Origin of the sequence: Clostridium aciditolerans (assembly GCF_016316925.1) — a bacterium.
Classification (GTDB): Bacteria; Bacillota; Clostridia; order Clostridiales; family Clostridiaceae; genus Clostridium_AM; species Clostridium_AM aciditolerans.
Genome location: NZ_JAEEGB010000001.1, coordinates 70,194 through 92,035, shown reverse-complemented (window position 1 = coordinate 92,035; position 21,842 = coordinate 70,194). Strand labels below are relative to the sequence as shown.

General features: G+C 31.4%; 24 protein-coding genes. 22 read left to right on the top strand and 2 right to left on the bottom strand.

Annotation, left to right across the window (positions count from 1 at the left end):
• Positions 1-7 precede the first annotated feature (7 nt).
• From I6U51_RS00400 to I6U51_RS00330, 15 genes are all read left to right on the top strand, one after another.
• On the top strand, positions 8-631 hold the full coding sequence (locus tag I6U51_RS00400) for a precorrin-8X methylmutase (protein WP_211140626.1): 624 nt from the start codon (positions 8-10) through the stop codon (positions 629-631).
• Between the two features lie 32 nt (positions 632-663).
• Positions 664-1,740: a cobalt-precorrin-5B (C(1))-methyltransferase CbiD gene (gene cbiD, locus I6U51_RS00395; RefSeq protein WP_211140625.1), complete on the top strand. Its 1,077-nt coding sequence runs from the start codon at positions 664-666 to the stop codon at positions 1,738-1,740.
• A gap of 24 nt (positions 1,741-1,764) precedes the next feature.
• Positions 1,765-2,385, top strand: a complete 621-nt coding sequence (gene cbiE / locus I6U51_RS00390; protein WP_211140624.1) for a precorrin-6y C5,15-methyltransferase (decarboxylating) subunit CbiE — start codon at positions 1,765-1,767, stop codon at positions 2,383-2,385.
• 42 nt (positions 2,386-2,427) lie between these two features.
• Complete coding sequence (cbiT, locus tag I6U51_RS00385; RefSeq protein WP_211140623.1) at positions 2,428-2,991, top strand: precorrin-6Y C5,15-methyltransferase (decarboxylating) subunit CbiT; 564 nt, start codon at positions 2,428-2,430, stop codon at positions 2,989-2,991.
• 65 nt (positions 2,992-3,056) lie between these two features.
• Positions 3,057-3,743, top strand: coding sequence for a cobalt-factor II C(20)-methyltransferase (locus I6U51_RS00380; protein ID WP_211140622.1), 687 nt, complete (start codon positions 3,057-3,059; stop codon positions 3,741-3,743).
• 32 nt (positions 3,744-3,775) lie between these two features.
• The gene (cobM, locus tag I6U51_RS00375; protein WP_178907443.1) at positions 3,776-4,552 is read left to right on the top strand and encodes a precorrin-4 C(11)-methyltransferase; all 777 of its coding nucleotides are present in this window, start codon (positions 3,776-3,778) and stop codon (positions 4,550-4,552) included.
• On the top strand, positions 4,533-5,567 hold the full coding sequence (gene cbiG / locus I6U51_RS00370) for a cobalt-precorrin 5A hydrolase (protein WP_211140621.1): 1,035 nt from the start codon (positions 4,533-4,535) through the stop codon (positions 5,565-5,567). Before cobM ends, cbiG begins: the two co-directional genes overlap by 20 nt.
• A gap of 26 nt (positions 5,568-5,593) precedes the next feature.
• Entirely contained in the window at positions 5,594-6,310 is a 717-nt protein-coding gene (cobJ, locus tag I6U51_RS00365; protein ID WP_211140620.1) for a precorrin-3B C(17)-methyltransferase, read from the top strand.
• Between the two features lie 86 nt (positions 6,311-6,396).
• Entirely contained in the window at positions 6,397-7,203 is an 807-nt protein-coding gene (locus I6U51_RS00360; RefSeq protein WP_211140619.1) for a sirohydrochlorin cobaltochelatase, read from the top strand.
• An 18-nt stretch (positions 7,204-7,221) separates the two neighbouring features.
• On the top strand, positions 7,222-7,995 hold the full coding sequence (locus I6U51_RS00355) for a cobalt-precorrin-6A reductase (RefSeq protein ID WP_211140618.1): 774 nt from the start codon (positions 7,222-7,224) through the stop codon (positions 7,993-7,995).
• A 100-nt stretch (positions 7,996-8,095) separates the two neighbouring features.
• Positions 8,096-8,932: a GHMP family kinase ATP-binding protein gene (locus tag I6U51_RS00350; protein WP_211140617.1), complete on the top strand. Its 837-nt coding sequence runs from the start codon at positions 8,096-8,098 to the stop codon at positions 8,930-8,932.
• A 32-nt stretch (positions 8,933-8,964) separates the two neighbouring features.
• Positions 8,965-9,480, top strand: a complete 516-nt coding sequence (locus I6U51_RS00345) for a cob(I)yrinic acid a,c-diamide adenosyltransferase (protein ID WP_246517010.1) — start codon at positions 8,965-8,967, stop codon at positions 9,478-9,480.
• A gap of 144 nt (positions 9,481-9,624) precedes the next feature.
• On the top strand, positions 9,625-10,326 hold the full coding sequence (locus I6U51_RS00340) for an FTR1 family protein (RefSeq protein ID WP_211140616.1): 702 nt from the start codon (positions 9,625-9,627) through the stop codon (positions 10,324-10,326).
• 417 nt (positions 10,327-10,743) lie between these two features.
• Entirely contained in the window at positions 10,744-11,595 is an 852-nt protein-coding gene (locus I6U51_RS00335; protein WP_211140615.1) for a YitT family protein, read from the top strand.
• A 174-nt stretch (positions 11,596-11,769) separates the two neighbouring features.
• The gene (locus I6U51_RS00330) at positions 11,770-12,399 is read left to right on the top strand and encodes a DUF3793 family protein (RefSeq protein WP_211140614.1); all 630 of its coding nucleotides are present in this window, start codon (positions 11,770-11,772) and stop codon (positions 12,397-12,399) included.
• Between the two features lie 120 nt (positions 12,400-12,519).
• Here I6U51_RS00330 and I6U51_RS00325 read toward each other — a convergent pair whose 3' ends face one another.
• Both I6U51_RS00325 and I6U51_RS00320 read right to left on the bottom strand, forming a co-directional pair.
• On the bottom strand, positions 12,520-13,311 hold the full coding sequence (locus I6U51_RS00325) for a metal ABC transporter permease (protein ID WP_211140613.1): 792 nt from the start codon (positions 13,309-13,311) through the stop codon (positions 12,520-12,522).
• 274 nt (positions 13,312-13,585) lie between these two features.
• Positions 13,586-14,239: a metal ABC transporter ATP-binding protein gene (locus I6U51_RS00320; RefSeq protein WP_211140612.1), complete on the bottom strand. Its 654-nt coding sequence runs from the start codon at positions 14,237-14,239 to the stop codon at positions 13,586-13,588.
• Between the two features lie 214 nt (positions 14,240-14,453).
• On the opposite strand from I6U51_RS00320, the gene I6U51_RS00315 reads away from it, so the two are divergent.
• From I6U51_RS00315 to I6U51_RS00285, 7 genes are all read left to right on the top strand, one after another.
• A complete protein-coding gene (locus I6U51_RS00315; RefSeq protein ID WP_211140611.1) occupies positions 14,454-15,386 on the top strand; it encodes a metal ABC transporter substrate-binding protein in 933 nt (310 codons plus the stop codon).
• A 257-nt stretch (positions 15,387-15,643) separates the two neighbouring features.
• Entirely contained in the window at positions 15,644-17,020 is a 1,377-nt protein-coding gene (locus I6U51_RS00310; RefSeq protein ID WP_211140610.1) for a PhoH family protein, read from the top strand.
• A 221-nt stretch (positions 17,021-17,241) separates the two neighbouring features.
• Entirely contained in the window at positions 17,242-18,240 is a 999-nt protein-coding gene (locus I6U51_RS00305) for a phosphodiester glycosidase family protein (RefSeq protein WP_211140609.1), read from the top strand.
• Positions 18,241-18,282: 42 nt separating this feature from the next.
• Positions 18,283-19,308, top strand: a complete 1,026-nt coding sequence (locus tag I6U51_RS00300; protein WP_211140608.1) for an NHL repeat-containing protein — start codon at positions 18,283-18,285, stop codon at positions 19,306-19,308.
• 213 nt (positions 19,309-19,521) lie between these two features.
• On the top strand, positions 19,522-20,172 hold the full coding sequence (locus I6U51_RS00295; RefSeq protein WP_211140686.1) for a site-2 protease family protein: 651 nt from the start codon (positions 19,522-19,524) through the stop codon (positions 20,170-20,172).
• A gap of 37 nt (positions 20,173-20,209) precedes the next feature.
• Positions 20,210-20,845 (top strand): tRNA (guanosine(46)-N7)-methyltransferase TrmB, encoded by a 636-nt coding sequence (trmB, locus tag I6U51_RS00290; RefSeq protein WP_211140607.1) that lies wholly within the window; start codon positions 20,210-20,212, stop codon positions 20,843-20,845.
• A 137-nt stretch (positions 20,846-20,982) separates the two neighbouring features.
• Positions 20,983-21,780, top strand: coding sequence for a M50 family metallopeptidase (locus I6U51_RS00285; RefSeq protein ID WP_211140685.1), 798 nt, complete (start codon positions 20,983-20,985; stop codon positions 21,778-21,780).
• The last annotated feature ends 62 nt before the right edge of the window (positions 21,781-21,842 follow it).

Sequence of the window (21,842 nt, the reverse complement as noted above, 5' to 3'; positions counted from 1 at the left end):
GAAAGATATGATGGATTATATAAAGGTTCCTATGGACATAGAAAAAAAGAGCTTTGAGATAATTGGAGAAGAAATGGGTGAGCATAATTTCTCTGAGAAAGAGCTTCTTATAATTAAAAGAGTTATACATACTACTGCAGATTTTGAATTAAAAAATTTAACATATATCAGAGATGGAGCTATAACTAGTGCTTTGGAGCTTCTAAGAAAAGGAGTAACTATATATACAGATACTAATATGGCTGCCTCAGGAATAAATAAAGGTGTATTAAGCAAATTAAATTGTAAAGTAGAGTGCTTTGTATCTAGAGAAGATATAGCGCAAATAGCTAAAGAAAGAGGAATAACTCGCTCTATGGCAGCAGTAGAAAAAGCTGTAGAGGAGGGAGTAGAGTTCTTTGTGTTTGGAAATGCACCTACAGCATTATTTAAACTTAAAGAGTTAACTTTAGAAGGAAAAGCTAATCCTAAATTTATAATTGGTGCTCCGGTTGGATTTGTAGGAGCAGCTGAGTCAAAAGAGGAAATAGAAAAGTTAGAAATTCCTATGATTACTGTAAGAGGAAGAAAAGGTGGAAGCAATATAGCTGCTGCAATTGTAAATGCTCTTATGTATATGATCACTAGATAAGAAAAAATCTCTCAGATATAGAAGGTGAAAATATGCTAGATATGTATGTGAATTGTGATGGAAAAAGATTAAGATGTGGATATACGACAGGGTCTTGTGCAGCTGGAGCTGCTAAGGCGGCTACTTCTATGCTCTATTTTGGTGGAGAATTAAAAAATATAAAAATAGATACTCCAAAAGGTATAGAACTTATGCTTCCAATAGAAAAAATACAAAAGGGACAGAACTATGTGGAATGTTGTGTCATAAAAGATGGTGGGGATGATCCAGATGCTACTCATGGACTAGAAATATGGGCAAGAGCGGAAAAAAAAGATTCTGGTTATAGCCTAAAAGGTGGTAAAGGAGTAGGAGTAGTTTGCAGTGACGGACTTTATGTAAAAAAAGGAGAACCTGCTATAAATCCGGTGCCAAGGTCTATGATTGAGAAGGAAGTAAAAGAAGTTCTGTCAAAAGAAATGGGAATTGAAATAACTATATTTGTACCAAAAGGCGAAGAAATAGCTAAAAAGACCTTTAATCCGAGACTTAATATACAAGGTGGAATATCTATCCTTGGAACTACAGGTATAGTAATGCCTATGTCTGAAGAGGCACTAATAAAATCTGTAGAGCTTGAGATGAATCAGAAAATAGCTCAAGGATGTGAGGATCTCATACTCTTATTTGGTAATATGGGAGAAAACATGGCAAATAAGCTGGGGCTAGATAAGAGCAAAATGGTAATAATGTCTAACTATGTTGGATTTACTTTAAATTGCTGCATGGATAAAAAAATTAATAAAATATTGATGGTAGGACACATAGGTAAGCTTTGTAAAATTGCTTCGGGATGTTTCAATACTCACAGCAGGGTTTGTGATGTAAGATTGGAGACTTTAGCTCTAGAGCTGGCATTGATGGGAGCTAATACGGAACTTGTGCAAAAGGTGTACAATGAAGAAACTACTGAAGGAGCTGTAAAACTTCTGGGCGATGGGTATGAAGAGTTATACAGAAATATAGGTGTTAAGGTTAAACAGAGAATTGAACAGTTTACATATAACACTATAAAGGCAGATGTTATTATGTACTCAATGGAACGAGGAGTACTTTATAGCAGCCTGTAAGTAAATAAGGAGTTATAAGGTAATATGAATGAGAAAGTTTATGTTGTTGGAGTAGGACCTGGCAGAAAAGAGTATATACTGCCTAAGGCAATAGATACTCTTAGTAAATGTGATTTAATTGTGGGCTTTAAAAGAGCTATTGAAAGCTTAGAGTTCATAGATGTAAATAAAATTGTTGTAAGTAAGATTGCTGAGGTAATTGACATTATTAATTGTGATAAATACAAAAGTATAGGTATTGCAGCCTCGGGAGATCCGCTTTTTTATGGAATAACGGATTATATAAAGAAAAATTACTTGGGAAATATTGAAGTAATTCCGGGACTAAGTTCTTTTCAGTATATGATGGCTAAGCTAGGTAAAAGCTGGCATGGAAGTTTTTTAGGAAGCCTTCACGGTAGAGAACAAAATTTTCATGAAATTGTAGAAGAAAATAAAATTTCCATATGGCTAACTGACAGCAAGCATTCACCTTCTTATATGTGTAGTTTGTTAAAAGAAAAAAATATTAGAGCAAACATATATGTAGGACAAAATCTTTCTTATGAGGATGAAAAAATTATTGGTGGAAGCTTAGAAGAAATAGAGAAAATGGAATTTGACGGTTTATGTGTAGCTGTGATTGAAAATTTAAATATAGAATAAGAATTAAATATCTGTATTTAAAATATAGAGGAGAATAAGTTTATGAACTATATAAAGGATGAGGAATTTATAAGAGGAAACTGTCCTATGACTAAGGAGGAAGTTAGAGTCTTAAGCACTGCAAAGCTTCAGCTTGAAGACTATTATAGAGTTCTAGACATTGGAGCAGGAACCGGTTCGGTAAGTATACAAATGGCTAATATATGTTCAAAGGGTGAAGTAATTGCCATAGAAAAAGATGAGGAAGCATTAGAGATTATAGAAAAAAATAAGAGTAAGTTTAATGCAGGTAATCTAGAAGTAGTTAGAGGAGAAGCACTAGCTGTTGAAGAAAATATATATGGGATGTTTGATGCTATATTTATTGGAGGCAGCGGCGGCAATATAGAAGATATAATTACGCGTTACCACTTGAAATTAAAAAATGGATGTAATATGGTTTTGAATTTTATTACTCTAGATAACTTATATAAAGCTATGAATACACTAAAAGACTTAAATTATGAAATTGAGTGTGTTCAAGTCTCAGTAAATAAAATCAAAGGCAAAAGTTATATGATGGTTGCAAATAATAGTATCTTTATTTTAACTGGAAAAAAGATTTAGGATACTAGATCGAAGTTAGCTTTCCTAAAGGTAGTTAAAAAAGTATATAGAAGGATGTGAAATGTTTGGATAATAATTCTGTTAAATTAGGGACTTTATATGGTATAGGAGTTGGTCCAGGAGATGAAGAACTGCTGACTTTAAAAGCTGTAAATGTCATGAAAAAGTGTGATGTAGTGGTTGCTCCATCTGCTAAAGAAGGTGGAAGTAGTATAGCTCTAGAGACAGCTAAAAATTTTATAAGCGAAGATAAAGAAGTTATTGTAAAGCACTTTCCAATGGGGGGAGCAGAGCAGGAAGAGAAAATATATAAGGCATTTAAAACTATAGAGGAAAAACTTAAGGATGGAAAAGATGTAGCTTTTTTAACTATAGGAGATCCATTTGTATATAGTACCTACATATATCTTTTAAAATACATAAAAGAGCAAGGCTATAGCACAGAGACAGTACCAGGGATTACATCCTTTTGTGCAAGTGCAAGCTTAGCTGGGGAAAACATCGTTATAGGTGATGAAAGAGTATTAATAATGCCAGCAACACAAGTTGATGAAATAAAGGATGAAAAGTTTGTAGTTATAATGAAATTATACAAGCTTGAAGAGAAGGTATTAAATACTCTTGAAGAAAAAGGTTTTAGATATGTATATGTAAAAAGAGCATATAGAGAAGGTCAGCAGGTAATTAGAGATAGAGAAGAAATACTAAAAAATAGAGATTATATGTCACTTATCCTAGCACAAAGAGATTAAGGCATCTTAAATTATAAAAAGGAGAGACTTATATGGAGAATATAGTATATTTCATAGGAGCAGGTCCAGGAGATCCAGACTTAATAACAGTTAAAGGTAGAAAGATATTATCTGAAGCAGATGTAATAATATATGCAGGTTCACTGGTAAGCAAAGAACATTTCGAACATTGCAAAGAAAATGTAGAGATACATAATTCAGCCTCAATGACATTGCAAGAGGTTATTGATGTGGTGGTAAAGTCTTATAATGAAAATAAAAAAATAGTAAGACTTCATACAGGAGACCCAGCTATATATGGAGCAATAAAAGAGCAAATGGATGAGCTTGAAAAGTTTAACATACCATATGAGGTTGTTCCAGGAGTAAGTTCATTTACAGCTGCTGCAGCGGCAATTAAAAAAGAATTCACACTTCCAAATGTAAGTCAAACAATTATACTTACAAGAATGGAAGGAAGAACTCCAGTACCTGAAAAGGAAGACTTGGAAAGGTTGGCAGGTATAGGAGCTTCAATGGCTTTATTCCTATCAGTTGGTATGATAGATAAAGTTGTAGAAAAACTAAGAAAAGGTTATGGAAGAAATGTTCCTGTAGCAGTTATACAAAGAGCAACTTGGGGAGATGAAAAGTATGTTATAGGAACCCTTGATGACATTGCGGAAAAAGTTAAAGAAGAAAACATAACTAAAACTGCTCAAATACTTGTGGGAGATTTTATAAACTGTGAGTATGATAAGAGCTTATTATATCATGAAAATTTCACTCACATGTTTAGAAAGGGAAAAGATGAAAATAGCAGTAATTAGTGTTACGAAATCTGGAGATGCTATTGCAGAAAAGCTTAAAAATTTTTTGGATATAGAACTGTATTCTAAAGAATTAATAGAGAACTTCAGACTTAAAGAAATTACTGAAAAACTCATGAAAGAATATAAGGCAATAATATTTATAAGTTCTACAGGCATAGCTGTAAGAGCAATAGCAGAATACATAACATCGAAGGATAAGGATCCAGCTATAGTAGTTGTAGATAATTCCAGCAACTTTGCAATAAGTCTTTTAAGTGGACACTTAGGTGGTGCCAATGAATTAACTTTGCAGGTATCAAAAATCTTAAATAGTATACCTGTTATTACAACTGCTACGGATAACTTAGGAGTTGAAGCTCCAGATATAATCGCTAAAAATAATGATTTAATAATCGATAATCTAAAAGATGCAAAACAAATTGCTGCATTACTTGTTAATAAAGAAAAAGTAGGTTTTATAGATTTAAAATCAAAAATTTCTTTACCGAAAGGATATACAGAAAATTTTGACGGGGTAAAGGGATTGGTTTATGTCACACATAATCTAAATGAAGATATTCATGAATTGAATAATATAGAGAAAAATAATAAGCTTAATGAAAAAGTAAAAGGAATTGATGCTCTTAAACTTATAAGAAAAGATATTGTACTTGGTATAGGTTGTAGAAAGAATTTTGAGCCTGAAAAAATGAGGGATACGGTTGAAAAACTGCTAAAGGAAAAGAATGTAGATAAAAGAGCAGTGAAATTCATTGGAACTGTGGAAATAAAAAAGGATGAAAAAGCTATATTAAAGCTTGGTGAACATCTAGGCTGTAAAGTAAAAATATTTTCTATAGAAGAATTAAAAAAGACTCAATATAAATATGAAGGTAGCAATTTTGTAGAAAAAACAATAGGGGTACGTGCAGTATGTGAACCCTGTGTTGAGTTATTAGGAGCAAGATTAGTTTCAGAAAAAATAAAAGCTAATGGAATGACCATGTGTATAGGAGAGTTAGATACTTTCTAAATGTATGTAGAAAAGGATGTGTTAATTTGGGTAAGCTTTATGTTATAGGAATTGGTCCTGGAGGACTTGAGCATATGACCTTAAAAGCGGTAAAAGCGCTTGAAGAAAGTGATGTTATAGTAGGGTATACAAAATATATAGAGTTTATAAAACCTTTAGTTAAAGATAAGCCTGTAGTTTCTACAGGAATGCGTGGAGAAGTAGAAAGATGTAAGGAAGCCTTAGAATTAGCTAAGGATAAAATAGTGTCAATAGTAAGCACTGGTGATGCTGGAATATATGGTATGGCTGGACTTATTTTAGAGATGAGAAAAGACGAAGATGTAGAGATTATCCCAGGGGTTACAGCATCTTCAGCGGCAGCTTCAGTAGTTGGAGCACCTCTTATGCATGATAATTGCAATATAAGTTTGAGTGACCTTATGACGCCATATGAACTTATAAAGAAAAGAGTGGAGTTAGCTGCAGAAGGAGATTTTATAATCTCTCTTTATAACCCTAAAAGTCACGGAAGACCTTTATACTTGCAAGAGTGCATGGATATTATAAAAAAGTATAGACAAGGGAATACTCCAGTGGCAGTAGTTAAAAATGCATTAAGGGATGGGCAAGAAACAACTTTATTTACTATAGACACTTTTGATGACAGTGAAGTTGATATGTTCTCAATAGTAATAATAGGAAACAGCAGAAGCTTTATAAAAGACGGAAAATTTATAACACCTAGAGGATACAGGGTATAAGGGAAAAGTTGAAAATTTAACTTTGCAGATTATGTCCCTATATAAATAGTAAATAAAAAAGTTTAAGTAATTATGAGGTGAAATAGATGAGTGGATCAAAAAAAGGTATATTGGTAGCAAGTTTTGGAACAAGTATTATGGAAACCTTTAAAGCATGTATCGAATCTACAGAAAATAGAATAAAAGAGTGTTTTCCTGAGTACGAGATAAGAAGAGCATTTACTTCTGGCATGATTATGAAAAAGCTAAAGGAAGAAATGGACCTTCATATAGATAATGTTGAAGAAGCTTTAGAAAAGATGAAAAATGATGGTTTTACAGAGGTATATGTACAACCTCTACACATTATGCCTGGAGACGAATATGATAAGGTAACTCGCCAGGTCAATAAATATATAGACTCCTTTGATAAGCTAGTTCTAGGAAGGCCTATATTATATAGAAAGAAAGACTATAAGATAGCTATAGATGCTTTAAAAATTCAGCTTCCAGAAATGAGAGAAAACACTGCTGTAGTGCTTATGGGGCACGGTTCCACACATCATGCTAATTCATGTTATGCACAGCTACAATGTATGTTGAATGATGCTGAATTGGGAACTATATATGTTGCAACAGTTGAGGGATATCCTACATTAGAAAGCATAATTCCAAAGCTTAAAGAAGAAAACATTAAAGAAGTTACTTTAATGCCATATATGCTTGTTGCAGGAGATCATGCTATTAATGATATGGCTGGAGATGAAGAGGATTCATGGAAAAGTCAATTGGAAGAACAGGACATAAAGTCACATGTATACCTTCATGGATTAGGTGAAAATAAAGAATATCAGGATATATATGTACAGCATGTTAGAGATTGTATAGAGGGCAATCCTTTAATGACTGAATAATAAGTTGGTGATTAAGAAATGATAGGATTAATTCTTGGTACTTCAGAGGGAAGAAAAATTCTTTCCTTATTAAACAATTATACAGAGGATATTCTAGTGTCCACAGCAACAGAATACGGTGGTGAAATTTTAAAAGACTACAAGTATTCATATCTAAATACTAATCCTTTAGATTTAGAAGGGCTAGTAAGGTTGTTCAAGGAGAAAAATGTAAGTTTATTAGTGGATGCTTCTCATCCTTATGCTTTAGAAATTAGTAAAAATGCTATAAAGGCTTGCGAAGTTTTTGGTATAGAATATTTGAGATATGAAAGGCCTTCATGTGTTGATAAATTTAAAAATGAAGAGAAAATTATAGAGTTAAAAGACTATGAGGAACTTTATGATAAGCTAAAAAATATTAAAGGCAATATTTTAAATACCACAGGAAGTAGAAATTTGGACAGGATTCTTTCTATGAATCTAAAGAATAGGATTATCCATAGAGTTTTACCATCAGTAAAAGTTATGCAAGAATGCATTGATAAGGGCTTAGATGCAGGAGATATAATTTCAATAAAAGGTCCTATAAGCTATGAACTAAATTGTGCCTTTATTAAGGAATACAAGGCGCAGGCAGTTATTCTTAAGGATAGTGGTATTCAGGGTGGTACTGAAGAAAAGCTTAGAGCTTGTGTTGATAATAATATTTATGGATTTATCATAGGAAGGCAAACAATGAAATGTAATAATGTCTTTTATGATATAGAGGATTTGGTTAACTATTTATTAGATAAAGTGAAACTAAAGTAAGATTAGTTATTTAATATAATTAGTACTATTTTAATAAGCTTAAGATACTGGCTATGAAATAAAGACTTAAGCTATCAAAGAGTAAAGGGTGTTAGATTTTATGGAGTTTACAATAAGTTACCCAGGAAGTTTTGGGGAAATACTGCAGGGGAAAGTAAAGGATAAAGATCTTCTGTTGTCCTGTCCTGTAGATATATATACAAAAGTAAAGGTTTTTGAGTGTAACAATATACAAAAAAAATATAATAACAAAAAATCTGCAGACCTTCTTCGAAATGTTTTAGAGTTATGGGATTATGGTCAGTATTATAATACTATAGATATAGAAATAAACTCTAAAATACCTTATGGAAAAGGACTTGCTAGTAGTACTGCAGATTTATGCGGAGTATATTATTGTCTGCTCAAAATGTTTAATAAAGAGTTTAACGAAGCAGAGCTTATGGAACAGTGTATAAAAATAGAGCCAACAGACAGTATAATATTTAAAGAGATGACTTTATTTGATTATAAGAAAGGCTTATATAAAAAACAGATGGGAGAATACATTCCTTATAATATACTGGCCTTTGAAGGAAACAAGGTTGTAGACACTGTAGAATTTAATAGTAAAAAGCTACCGACATTAAGTGATGTAGATGATTTAATTCCAATTTTAGAAGAGGCTATAAGAGAAAAGAACTTAGAAAAGCTTGCCTATGTTTCTACGGAAAGTATAATAAGAAATCAAAAAAGGCTTCATTATGACTTTTTAGAGCAAATTATTGATATAAAGGATAAAACTCATGGTTTAGGTATAATGGGAGCCCACAGCGGAAATGTGTTGGGTATTATATATGAAGATAAAGAAAAACTTAATTATGCAAAAGAATTAGCTCAAAATATAACAAACTGTAAAGTATATTCAGTTAATACTTTAAATTCTATTGAAATATAATTTTTACTATTATTAAGAAAGAAGGAATTATTATGGAAAAAGGATATATTCAAGTTTACACCGGTAATGGAAAAGGAAAAACAACTTGTGCTTTAGGTTTATCTCTTAGAGCAGTTTGTGCTGGGAAAAAGGTTTTTTTTGGACAATTCACTAAGGGGATGAAGTATAGCGAATTAAATGCACCTAATTATTTGCCAAACTTTACATTAGAACAGTTTGGTAGAGACGTTTTTATATTAGGAAACCCAACAAAAGCAGATAAAGAAGTTGCAAGGAAAGGTCTACAAAAAGCAGAAGAAGTTTTAACTTCTGGCGAATATGATGTTGTAGTATTAGATGAAATAAATATTGCATTGTTTTACGAACTTTTTTCAGTAGACGAAGTTATAGAAATTCTAGATAGAAAAGCTGAAAAAACGGAGGTAATTCTCACAGGAAGATATGCAAATGAGAGAATTATAGAGAAGGCAGATTTGGTTACAGAAATGAAAGAAATTAAACACTACTATACTCAAGGTGTCCCAGCAAGAAAAGGAATAGAAGATTAAACAAGAGGGTTTTGTAACCCTCTTTTAGTTTATTAATAGCTAAAATTTGAACAGAACTTAATCAAAATTTTGTAACATTTTCGCTATTTCTGCTTATTATGAAACAAAGGCTATTTGAAAATTTTTAAACTAGGGGGTGAGAAAATGGTTACGACTATGATTATTGCCTTTAGAGAAAGCTTTGAAATGCTACTGGTTATTGTTCCGCTCTTAGTATACCTTTCTAAGATAAATAGAGAAGACTTGAAGAAGTATCTATATGTTGGTTCAGGTAGTGGAGTTGCTTTAAGTATTTTAACTGGGGTAATTATATTTGATCAAGCTAAGTCTATAGATGCATCAGTACAGCATATATTTCAAGGGGCTATGATGTTATTTTTGGCAGCTTTGATATTATACAGCATAGTTCTTTTAAGAAAGCAAAGTAAAGCTCTGCCAACTAAAGAAGAAGATAATGTGAATGTAAAGATTACAGCTGTAAGTTTATTTACACTTGCATTTTTGACAATATTTAGAGAGAGCTTGGAAATAACTATTTTTACTTTACCTTTTATAAATGAAGCAGCTCTAAATATAGCAATTGGTATAATATTAGGAGCTTTGATTTCAATTGTTCTAATGTATCTAGTGTACAAGCAAACCCTAAAACTCAGTATAGAATTAATATTTAATGCACTAACAATAATTTTAATACTAATAGGTGCTTTGATGTTTGGAGAAGGTCTTGCAGAGTTAATGCCTTCTATGGGAGGGGCAATTGAAAGAGCAGGAGAGTTGATTTATGCTATTCCAACTCTTTATATATTCTTGAAGGATATGATGAAAAAGTATATTAAAAAGTTATAATTAACTACAGAGAATATAAAGGCATAGTATATCTTGTAGAAGTATATACTATGCCTTAATTTTTTATTTATTAAGATATTATTGATCCGGATGAATTGTCTGTAAAATATGAATTTTCTATAATAAGGAAATTGAGAATTCATTAGAAATAGGGCATATATTAAAGAGATAATATGTTTAATTAATAAATATCGACAAATGGACTTTTAAATGATTGGATATATGGATTAGTCCAATTATGAGTCCATTGACTATTTGAAGGGAATATTATAGAATTTATATAGTAGCTAGAAGGCGCAACAACAAAGACTTCCTATGTATAATTATTTAATATATGCCTTCTAACTATTTAATACTTTTACATAATTGTTTATAAAATGGATTAATACATTGTTTTTGTTAAGGAGGCATCATTAGATGTTAATTAAAAAGGAAAATCTATTAAGAGTTGCGATGATAGTTGTCGGCAGTTTAATATATTCTATCGGAGTTAATATATTTATAATACCACATAAATTTTTGAGTGGAGGGGTAGCTGGAATAGCAATAATTTTACAGTATTTAACTACAATGTCCTCAGGCTATTCTGTAATTCTTATAAATATACCTATATTTTTAATAGGAATAAGGGCTATAGACAAGGAATTTGGTATTTTCAGCTTTATTGGAATGGCAGCAATGTCTCTATCCCTAATATTTACAAGAAATTTTCATAATCTTTATTATATGGCTGATCCCTTACTTTCTGCTTTATGTGGAGGAATTTTAACAGGTCTCGGTGCAGGAATCATATTTAAAAATAGAGCCTCACAAGGAGGAACAGATATTATAGCAGTAGTAGTTAAGAAAAAATATGGTATGTCCATAGGAAGAATAGCATTTATGATTAATGTAGTAATAGTAACTATGGGAGTATTTATAGGAAGCTTGGAGACAGCTATATACACTTTAATTTCAATGTATATGAGCACTGCAGTAATAGATAAAATAATTCAAGGCTTTGATAAGGAAAAGGTAGTGCTAGTAGTAACTCAAAACAGTGATAAAATAAAACAGGTTATACTAGATAAGCTGGGTAGAGGTGTAACTTACCTTTACGGTGAAGGCGCCTATACTGGTGATAAAAAGAAAGTTATATACTGTATCTTAACACCAAAAGAAATTGAACAAGCTAAAAACTTAATTGAAGATATAGATTCGAGTGCAGTAGTATCAATAATGGATACTGCTGAAGTAAAAGGAAAAGGCTTTAAGGCCGCAGCATTTTAAAATTTAATATTGCTAGAATTTATCATCCCCCAGATGGTAGTTTGCGCTCCCTAGTTTCAAAACTAGGGGGCAATTTTTATATTCTGATTAGTGAAATTTTATCCATGTATTGTTATTTATATTTTTTTCTACATAGGGAAAACTAAAAACACTATTAAAAGGTAGATGATTATTATGAATAAATCACCACTAGAAGAATATATGGATAAGTTAAAGAACATGAATGACAAAGAGTATCTATTTGGCGTTATTCTCTATCATGTAGCGCCTACACTACTAAGCGATAAACCATCCTGTATAATTACATTAGGTAAGAACAAGAGAAACTTGAACTTATTGTGGGAAAGATATAGGGAAGATTTTTTATCTATAAGTGAACTAGAAATATACGAAATAAAGAAAAGATTTGAAAGTAAAACTTTATTTATTTATGACAGGGATATGCTTTCTAAAATTATTTATCAGGATGAAAATATAAAGTTTCTAAAGAAATTTGGTTATAACAAAAATTTAAGTGTAGATGAGATGCTGCAATTACTGAAGGAAAGATTTAAGTACTTTTGTCCGCATGAAATGGGAATATTTCTAGGTTTTCCATTGAGAGATGTGGTTTGTTTTATGGATAATCCTGATCAAAAGAGTCTATTATCTGGATACTGGAAGGTTTATGATAATGTTCATTATGCTGAGAAAAAGTTTATCAACTATGATAATGCAAAACATACTATAGTTAAGTCTGTACTACAAGGTATGCTGCCGTCTTTAATTGTAGAAAATAAAAAGAGAGAAATAATAATGTATTAAAAGAGCAGAGATAATTTAATATCAGTCTGCTCTTTTTTAGAAAAACATTTTGTTATTTATTCATAAGCCTCTCTTTAATTGCCTCTTGAATAACTAAACAAGTATTCTAAGATCTCAAATTTAACTTACAGTCTTTTTGCTTAATAGTACTACGAGAAGCAGCGCCACAGATGTTAAAGCTATAGTTCCTCCTGGAGCACTATTAATAAAATAGGACAGAAATAATCCAACAACAATATCTATGAATCCAAAAATTATAGAAAATATTAATGTGGTTTTAAACCCTTTGTGCAATTGAAGAGCTGCAGCAACAGGCATCGCTATCATAGATGATATGACTAAGATACCCATTATTCTTATAGATACGGAGACTGTTGCACCAACAAGTAGAGCAAAAAGGTAATTTATAAGTCTAACTTTTACTCCAGCAATTTTTGCCCCATTTTCATCAAAAGTTATGTAAAGAAGATGATTGTAAAGCAATGAAAGAGCTATAACTGAGATAATGCTCAGTGCAAAAACTGTATAAAGCTCATTTTTTGAAACTGTTAATATGCTTCCAAATAAGTAAGAGTTAACGTTAGCATTAGTTTTACCAGTACTTATTAATGTAATGGCTATACCTATAGATAAGGTCATTACAATTACAAGTATTAGTTCTGCGTATTTTTTATAATAATCTCTTAAAAATTCAATTAAAAGACCACATATGGAGGTGAATATAAAAGCACAAATTATTGGATTATATCCAAGAATTAGCCCTAAAGCGACTCCTGCAAAAGAAGCATGTGATAAAGCATCCCCCATCATAGAATATCTCTTAAGCACAAGAAAAACACCTACTGCAGGACATAAAATAGCTATAAATACTCCTGCAATAATTGCATTCTGCATAAAACCATACTGTAACATTTTTTCCTCCTTTTAGTCGGAACACTGGGTAATTTTGCTTGTTTCTCTTCGGGCACTGGGTAACTTAAGATTTTCGCTTCCCTTCGGGCACTGGATAACTTAAGACGTTCGCCCCAGCTCACAAGTTATCCGCCAAAGTTCATTTAGAACTTTGACCTCACAAGTTATCCGTAAAAGTTCATTTAGAACTTTTACCTAGCAAAATTACCCGTTAAAGTCCATTTAGGACTTCAACCTCCAAAATAATTTTTGTTTTGATAATTTATTATATTAACTAGGAAACTCTTATAATTCTTTTATATTCTTCTATTGTGTATAAACTTGCAGAACCACTATCCATAATGCAAATATGTGTGGAACAATCTAAAGCAGCTTTAAGATTATGTTCTACAGCTAATACTGTTATGCCTAAATGTACATTTAAATGTTTAATTATGCTGTATATTTCTTTTTGACTTTGTATATCAATACCAGTAGATGGCTCATCAAGTATCAGTAATTTGGGATTACCCATTAAAGCTCGAGCAATGAATATTTTTTGTTGCTGTCCACCAGACATATCTCCTATTAGAGTATGCTGAAAACTTTCCATTCCTACAGCGTCTAAACTTCTATGAATTGTTTTTAGATTTTTCAGCCTTAAAATTTTCATATGACAGCTTAGCATTTCAGTGACAGTGATAGGAAATTGAGAATTAAAACTTTCAACTCTTTGGGGAACATATCCAATTCTATCAGTATGTAAAGCTATATTTCCACTAGAAGGATTGAGCAAATTTAATACAAGCTTTAAAAGAGTAGTTTTTGCACTACCATTTTCGCCAAGTATAGATACATAACTTCCATCCCGTATATTTAAATTTACATTATTAAGTATATATGGTTTATTTCCTGTATATGAAAAATTTAAATTTTTAATTTCAACCATAAATAAGTTTCCTCCTGTTTTATATTTTTCAAAATTATGTAAATAATAACTATTATATTACATAATGTATTCAATAAACAATAATACTATTAAATATCATTGACAAAAAAAACATACAATATTATTATATATCCAGATGCAAATTATTTGCAACTACACTTAAAAATTATTTGTTATTTAATATAAATAATAAAAATCAGGAGGCTGATATATTATGATAAAAAAAATGGGGCTGCTAATAATAACACTATTTCTGATACTTAGCTTAACGGCCTGTGGAAATAAGAGTGGGGATGCCTCTGCAAAAGATAAAAATACTTTTGAAAGTAATGATAAAAAAATTAAAGTAATGACAAGTTTTAATGCTTTGTCACAGTTTGCAAAAGCAGTGGGAAAGGATAAGGTTGATGTTCAAGTAATCGTGCCTAATGGAACAGAACCTCATGATTTTGAACCAAAGCCTAAAGACTTAGCAAACTTAAGTAAGGCTCAAATATTTATATACAACGGATTTGGAATGGAAGGATGGGTGGAGAAATCTTTAAATGCAGTAAATAATAAGGACTTAGTGGTGGTCGAAGCATCTAAAGGTTGTGATCCAATAAAAAACACAGATGAAGATTCCGTAAAGGAGCATGGACAATATGACCCACATACATGGATAAGTTTAAGTATGGCTAAAATAGAATCAAAGAACATAGAAGAAGCGCTAATTAAAGTTGATCCATCAAATAAAGACTACTATGAAAAAAACTATAATGAGTTTGCATCTAAGCTTGATGCTATGTTAAATGAATATAAACAGAAATTTAGTGGAGTTAAAAATAAAAACTTTGTAACTGGTCATGCGGCATTTGCGTATTTCTGTAGGGACTTTAATTTAAATCAAAATAGTGTAGAAAATGTATTTGCTGAGGGAGAGCCAACTCCAAAAAGAATGCAGAAGCTTATAGACTACTGTAAAAAGAATAATGTTAAAACTATATTTATGGAGGATATGGCTAGTCCAAAAGTATCAGAAACTTTAGCTAAAGAGGTTAACGCAAAAGTTGAAAAAATATATACTACAGAAAGTCAAGAGGATGGAAAAGATTATTTACAAAGCATGAAAGAAAATTTAGAAAAGGTTTATGAAAGTCTGAAATAGCAGGTTATATACCTGTTATTTTTTTATAATAAAATATTAATTTAATAAATTTTAATACATTTATTAAATTAGCTGAATATAATAGTAGTAATGGAAGAGGGGAGGTTAAAGCCCTAAAAGGGCTTTAACGAGCAATTAGCGAGCGGGAGCGAGGTTAAAGTCCTAAATGGACTTTAACGAGATGCCTAGCAGAGGAAACTGGCTAGGCATCCCAGTGATTTAATTGCTCAGTCTTCCGACTGGAAGGAGGAATGATTTTGAAGAAGACCTATGTTTTAGATACCAATGTTATTCTGTACTCACCAGGAGCAATTTTTACCTTTGGAGATAATGATATAGTCATACCTGAGGTTGTGCTTGAGGAGTTAGACAGTTTTAAGAAAGACAAAAATGACCTTGGAGCTAATGCGAGACATGCGGCAAGGTTGATAGACAGCCTTAGAAAAGAAGGTAATCTCAATAAGGGGGTAGAACTGCCCGGTGGTGGAAAGCTTAGGGTTGAAATGAATCATTATGATACACAAATTCCACCATCTTGGGATAAAACTAAGCCTGATAACAGAATAATACAGGTATGCAAAGGTCTAAAGGAGCAAGGGAAAAATGTTTGCTTAATTACAAAAGATACCTTTGAAAGAATTAAAGCTGATACAGTTAACATAGATGTAGAGGACTTTCATGAAAAAGTTGTTCCAGATCATGAAAGTCAATATACGGGACGCATGGATGTTTATGCAACATCTGAGAAAATATCAGAATTTTACCGTAAAAAATTTATGAATATAGATGATCTGTTATGTTATTCAGTTGAGCTTGATAAATACTTGAAACCTAATTTAGACAACAATCAATTTATTATAATACACTGCCTCCATAACCCAAAACAAACAGCATTGGGAAGATTTGATGGAAATAGAATAGTACAGCTATATCATAAAGATAATATACCACTAGGAGTTAATGCTAGAAATGTAGGACAAAGGTTTATACTAGAAGCATTATACACAGATGCAGAAAAAGCTCCATTAGTAATAATAAAAGGTCCAGCTGGTACGGCTAAGACGCTTTTTTCACTTGCAGTAGGTTTAGACAAGATTATGGAGGAAGGAAAAGATCAATTTAGAAGGATTTTAGTTTGCAGGCCTAATGTTACAATGGATGAGGATATAGGATTTTTGCCTGGAACAGAACAGGAAAAAATATCACCTTTTATGAGGCCAGTATTGGATAATCTAGAGATATTGGTGGATTCAGATGAGAAGGAAAGATATAAAAATGAAAAGGAATTATCTGATAAAATAAAAGAGTTGTTTGATAGAAGAATTATAACTACAGAAGCAGTTGCATATTTAAGAGGAAGGTCTATAGTTAAAAATTGGGTTATTATAGATGAAGCACAAAATCTTACACCAAAGCAAGTAAAATCTATTATAACTAGAGTTGGGGTCGGTACAAAGCTTATTTTGATAGGAGATCCAGAGCAGATAGATCATCCATTTTTAGACTCTAGATCAAATGGACTCTGTTATGCATCAGAAAAAATGAAAGGAAGTGCTCTGTGTTATCAAGTAACTTTAAAATATGACGAATGTGAAAGGTCTCCATTAGCTTATGAAGCTTCAAAAAGGCTTTAAGTGTAGTAATATTGCTAAATTTATAAAACAATTAAAAATATATGAGAAATTAAACATCCAAAAAGCATTAGGAAGGTTTTAACCAGAATTATGTCTTTTTGGATGTTTAATTTTTAAATGACAAAGTTTTTGCTATATTTATAACTATTTCTATTTAAAAAATATATCATTTATTGTACAATGTTGTAAGGTATTAAATTTAGAAAGGGTAGGTTTAACGAATGAATAAGAGAAAAACCGAAGGAACTAAGAAAAAGTCAATTTGGAAATTGATCTTAGGTTTTTTGATTTTTGAGATGATATTTACAGGTATTACTGCGCCTTTAATAGTATTTCATGGACCATTTGAAAACGTAAAGAAGACAGTAGTAGGTGCTGCTATGACAACACTTAGCCATCAATATATAGCTAAATTATTTTTATCAGATGAAGAAATAAATAAAATTTTAGGAGAAAATGTTGTTGAAACTATTCAGCAGGATAATGCACCTATAAATTTTAAAAATACTCATGATAGTAATATTGAAAGAGAAGATATTAGTGATGGAAGAAAGTTTAAAGGATACATGTTAATCGTACATGATCCTACTAGAGTTAAAGTAGGTTATAGCAAAAAATTAGGTGTTGAAGGAGAATTAACAAGTCAGATAGCTAGGGATAATGGAGCAGTAGCTGCAGTCAATGGTGGAGGCTTTACAGATAGCTCATCTGGAGATAGTAAATGGACAGGAACCGGTGGAAAGCCTGTTGGAATACTTATGAGTAATGGGAAAATACTTTACAATGATTTAAAGGAAGATGAAGAAAGAGATGTTGTGGCTATTACTAAAAGTGGAGCGCTTTTAGTTGGGCCGCATAGCTTAAAAGAACTAAATGAACTTGGTGCTACAGAAGCTATTTCTTTTGGACCTGCACTAGTAGTAAATGGTAGAGGTACTATAAAATCCGGTGACGGAGGATGGGGAATAGCTCCTAGAACAGCTATTGGGCAAAGAAAAGATGGAGCTATACTTTTATTAGTTATTGATGGAAGACAAACTACGAGTGTAGGAGCTACGCTGAAAGATGTTGAAAATATAATGCTTCAATATGGTGCTGTTAATGCAACAAACTTAGATGGAGGATCATCTTCAACGATGTATTATGAAGGTGATGTAATAAATAATCCTTGCGATCCTTTAGGAGAAAGATCAGTTCCATCAGCCATTTTTGTTAAATAATTGTGGAAGTAAATAAGATAATTATTAGAAGGAGAGTAAGGAATGAAGATTTTTAAAAGGATTTTTTTATGGATTCTTATATCTTTAACCATACAGTTTGCAGGCCTTTTCTACGCTGACAAATATTTCTTAGCCACAAATACATCTATCAAGACTAAAAAAGTTGTAAAAAGCGAAGCCAAAAAGCAAGATGCAGAGGTGAAGATACCTGATAATGCAACTCATGTTAATGCATCCTTTAATGCAAGATATTTGGCCTACTATGACGGAGATGTTTTAAAAGTAATAAATACAAAAACTGGGGAAGAAAAGAAAGTAGATTTTGAGGATGGTGTACAGGTTTCATTTTACAAATGGCTTCCAGATAGAAATAGAATGCTTATAGCAGAAAAAGAAACAGGCAAAAAAGGCTCCAGCTTTAAATTAGCATACTATGATGTAGATAAAGATGTTAAGGAAGATATTAAGGAACTAGATTGGGCAGACAAAAACGCAGAGGTAGAGGACATTCAAGCGTCACCTTTGACAAATATTATATATGTTAAAGTAGCAAACAGTGGTAAGAGAAGTAGTATATATTGGATTAATATAATGAAAGAAATGAAAAAAGTAGATACAATGGCTTACATGATAGGAAAGATAAAAGTAGTTCCTCATGAAGATAAGCTTATATATGAAGATCTTACTCATCATAGAATATATATAACAGGACAAGATGAACCTCTTGATATAAATGGAGTAAACAATCCTTCGCTAATAGCTGTAGATGATGAGGACAGAGTATATATTGGTGAAACCCAAGACGATAAGATTAGTAAAATTTATTATGGCAGTGTAAAAGAAGGAAGAAACTCTCTGCAAACTATTGATTTAGGCACTGCAGTAGATAAAGATGCGATATATGTGAGTTCTCAAGGAAAGATTTATATAAATGATAACCTTAAGGGAGTTGTCAGAGAGGTTGCTTCAGGAAAAGAGTATATTTACCAAGGAAGATTTATTCAAATATATACTGATGGAATAATATCAGTAAGTGACGGAAAAATGGTGAAAACTCTATTTAACTAAAGATATTTGTAATTGTTAGGGGATGTTAGGATAGAATTCTGTTCTAGCATCCCTTGTAAATTTTATTTTGTTTGTTTAGATTACTGTAAATAAACTTAATTGGCGTTTAAAATGCAAACTGAAGTATGTTTCACTTTATTGAGTAATGTCAATACTTTTGTTATAATGAAAGTAATTTTGTTTAAATGTAGTAATAATGTAGGAAAGGGTGATTTGATTTTGAATAACTGGTTACTTGAGAAAATACTTATAATACCAGCCATACTTATAGGTTTTGCATTTCATGAATATGCACACGCATTTGTAGCTGATAGACTTGGGGATAAGACTCCAAAGTTTCAAGGAAGACTTACCTTAAATCCATTTGTTCATATAGATTTAATGGGATTTTTGATGATATTAGTTGTAGGATTTGGATGGGCAAGACCTGTGGAAACCAATCCTAGTGCTTTTAAAAATAGATATAAGGATGATCTAAAAGTTTCTATAGCAGGACCAATTGCTAATTTAATTGTGGCATTTTTAGGCGCTATATTAGTAGTACTTCTATCTAAATTCGGCTTTTTAGGCATGAAAGGAGTACCTCTATTATATGGAGTTGTTGGTAGTATACTTGCTGCAATAATACAAATAAATTGCATGCTTTTTGTCTTTAATTTAATACCACTTCCTGGATTAGATGGATTTCATGTGCTGAGAGATTTGTTTCCATCGACTTACTATAAGATATCAGATTCCATATATAAATATCAGATGATTATACTAATACTTTTTATAGCAACTCCAATTTCAACTTATATTGTTGGAATTCCGTCGCATTACTTATATAGTACATTTTTAAGAATTGCTAGTACCTTGATATAAGGCACATGAATTTTTCTACAAAAGAAGGAGGTTTAATATGAGACTTAGAAAAAAATGGTGGGCAAGACCAGAGATGGAGGCGAGCCCTTTAGTAGTAATAAATCCCAAAGAACTTAAAGGGAAATGGAAGCAAGAGTTTAAGAATAATAATGATATATACTTGGAATTAGGTTGTGGAAGAGGAAGATTTATAACTACTAGAGCACAACAAAATTCTAATATAAACTTTATAGGTGTAGATCTTAAAGATGAAGTTTTAATATATGCATTGAAAAAATTAGAAGAGACTGAATTACAAAATGCAAAGCTTATTCCTATGAACATAGCTGGAATCGCCGAAGTCTTTGAGAAGGATGAAATAAGCAGGATATATATTAACTTTTGTAACCCTTGGCCAAAGGATAGACATAATAAAAGAAGGCTTACCCATACAAAGTTCTTAACAGAATATAAGAAATTTTTAAAGCCTAATAGTGAGATATGGTTTAAAACAGACGATACAGAACTATTTGAGGATTCACAGGAATATTTTAAAGAAAGTGGATTTTCTATAGAGTATTTAACATACGATTTACACAAAAGTGATTTTACGCAAAATGTAGTTACTGAATACGAGGAAAAGTTTACTTCACTTGGAATGAAGACCATGTTTTTAATAGCAAAGTTAATGTAATCACAAAAAGTAGTTCTGATAAAAAATGAAATATATGATTTAGAGAGAATCTCCTGTTTTGATTTAAAACTAAATCAAAAATGGGGGATTTTTTTGCTTCTTAGTACATTACAATTGACGGAGGGTAAAAACATATGATGACATTTATGATCGAATTGTTAATCAGAACTTGTATAGAAACAGTATATCTTACAGGAATGATTGTTTTAGTCGGATTATTTCTTGGAGTATTACGAAATAATTCTATAAGAAATTTTCAGAGACGTTTTGGAAGTAAGGCATTAATGATAACAGGGCTTATTGGTGTTCCAATTCACGAATTGAGTCACGCCATCGTTGCTTTGTTATTTGGGCATAAAATTACTAAGATAAAATTACTTCAAAAACCAGATGAAAATGGAGTAATGGGATACGTACAACACAGCTATAATCAAGGTAGCGTTTATCAGCAGATAGGTAACTTTTTTACAGGCATAGCACCTATATTTGGAGGGGTTTTTTCTATATTAGCTTTAATGAGATATATAATACCACAAGCTTATAACAAGTTTATCAATATATTGGTTAAAAGTTTACATGTTACAGTGTTAAGCAAAAGTACAATTGAAGGAATAATTAATTCTTATTCTGGGTTGGTAAAAGTTATATTCTCCTTGAAGAACTTTGAAAATCCATACTTCTATATATTTTTATTTATATCTATATGTATATCCTCTCACATATCTCTAAGTTCTGCCGATATAAAGGGAGCTTTCAGAGGACTGTCGATTATATTTTTAATATTATTTATGGTGAACATTTTAAATTTATCAAAGTATATATTAAATCTTGATTTAATAAGGTATAACATTTTAATAACGGGAGTGCTAATGATAGCTGTAATACTTTCTACAATAACCTTTTTAATAAGTTTAATTTTTATTCGTATAAGTTAGGAATAAGGATAGAGTCTATATAAATATGAAAGTTTTATTCAGTAAAAAGTTTTTCTAAGAAT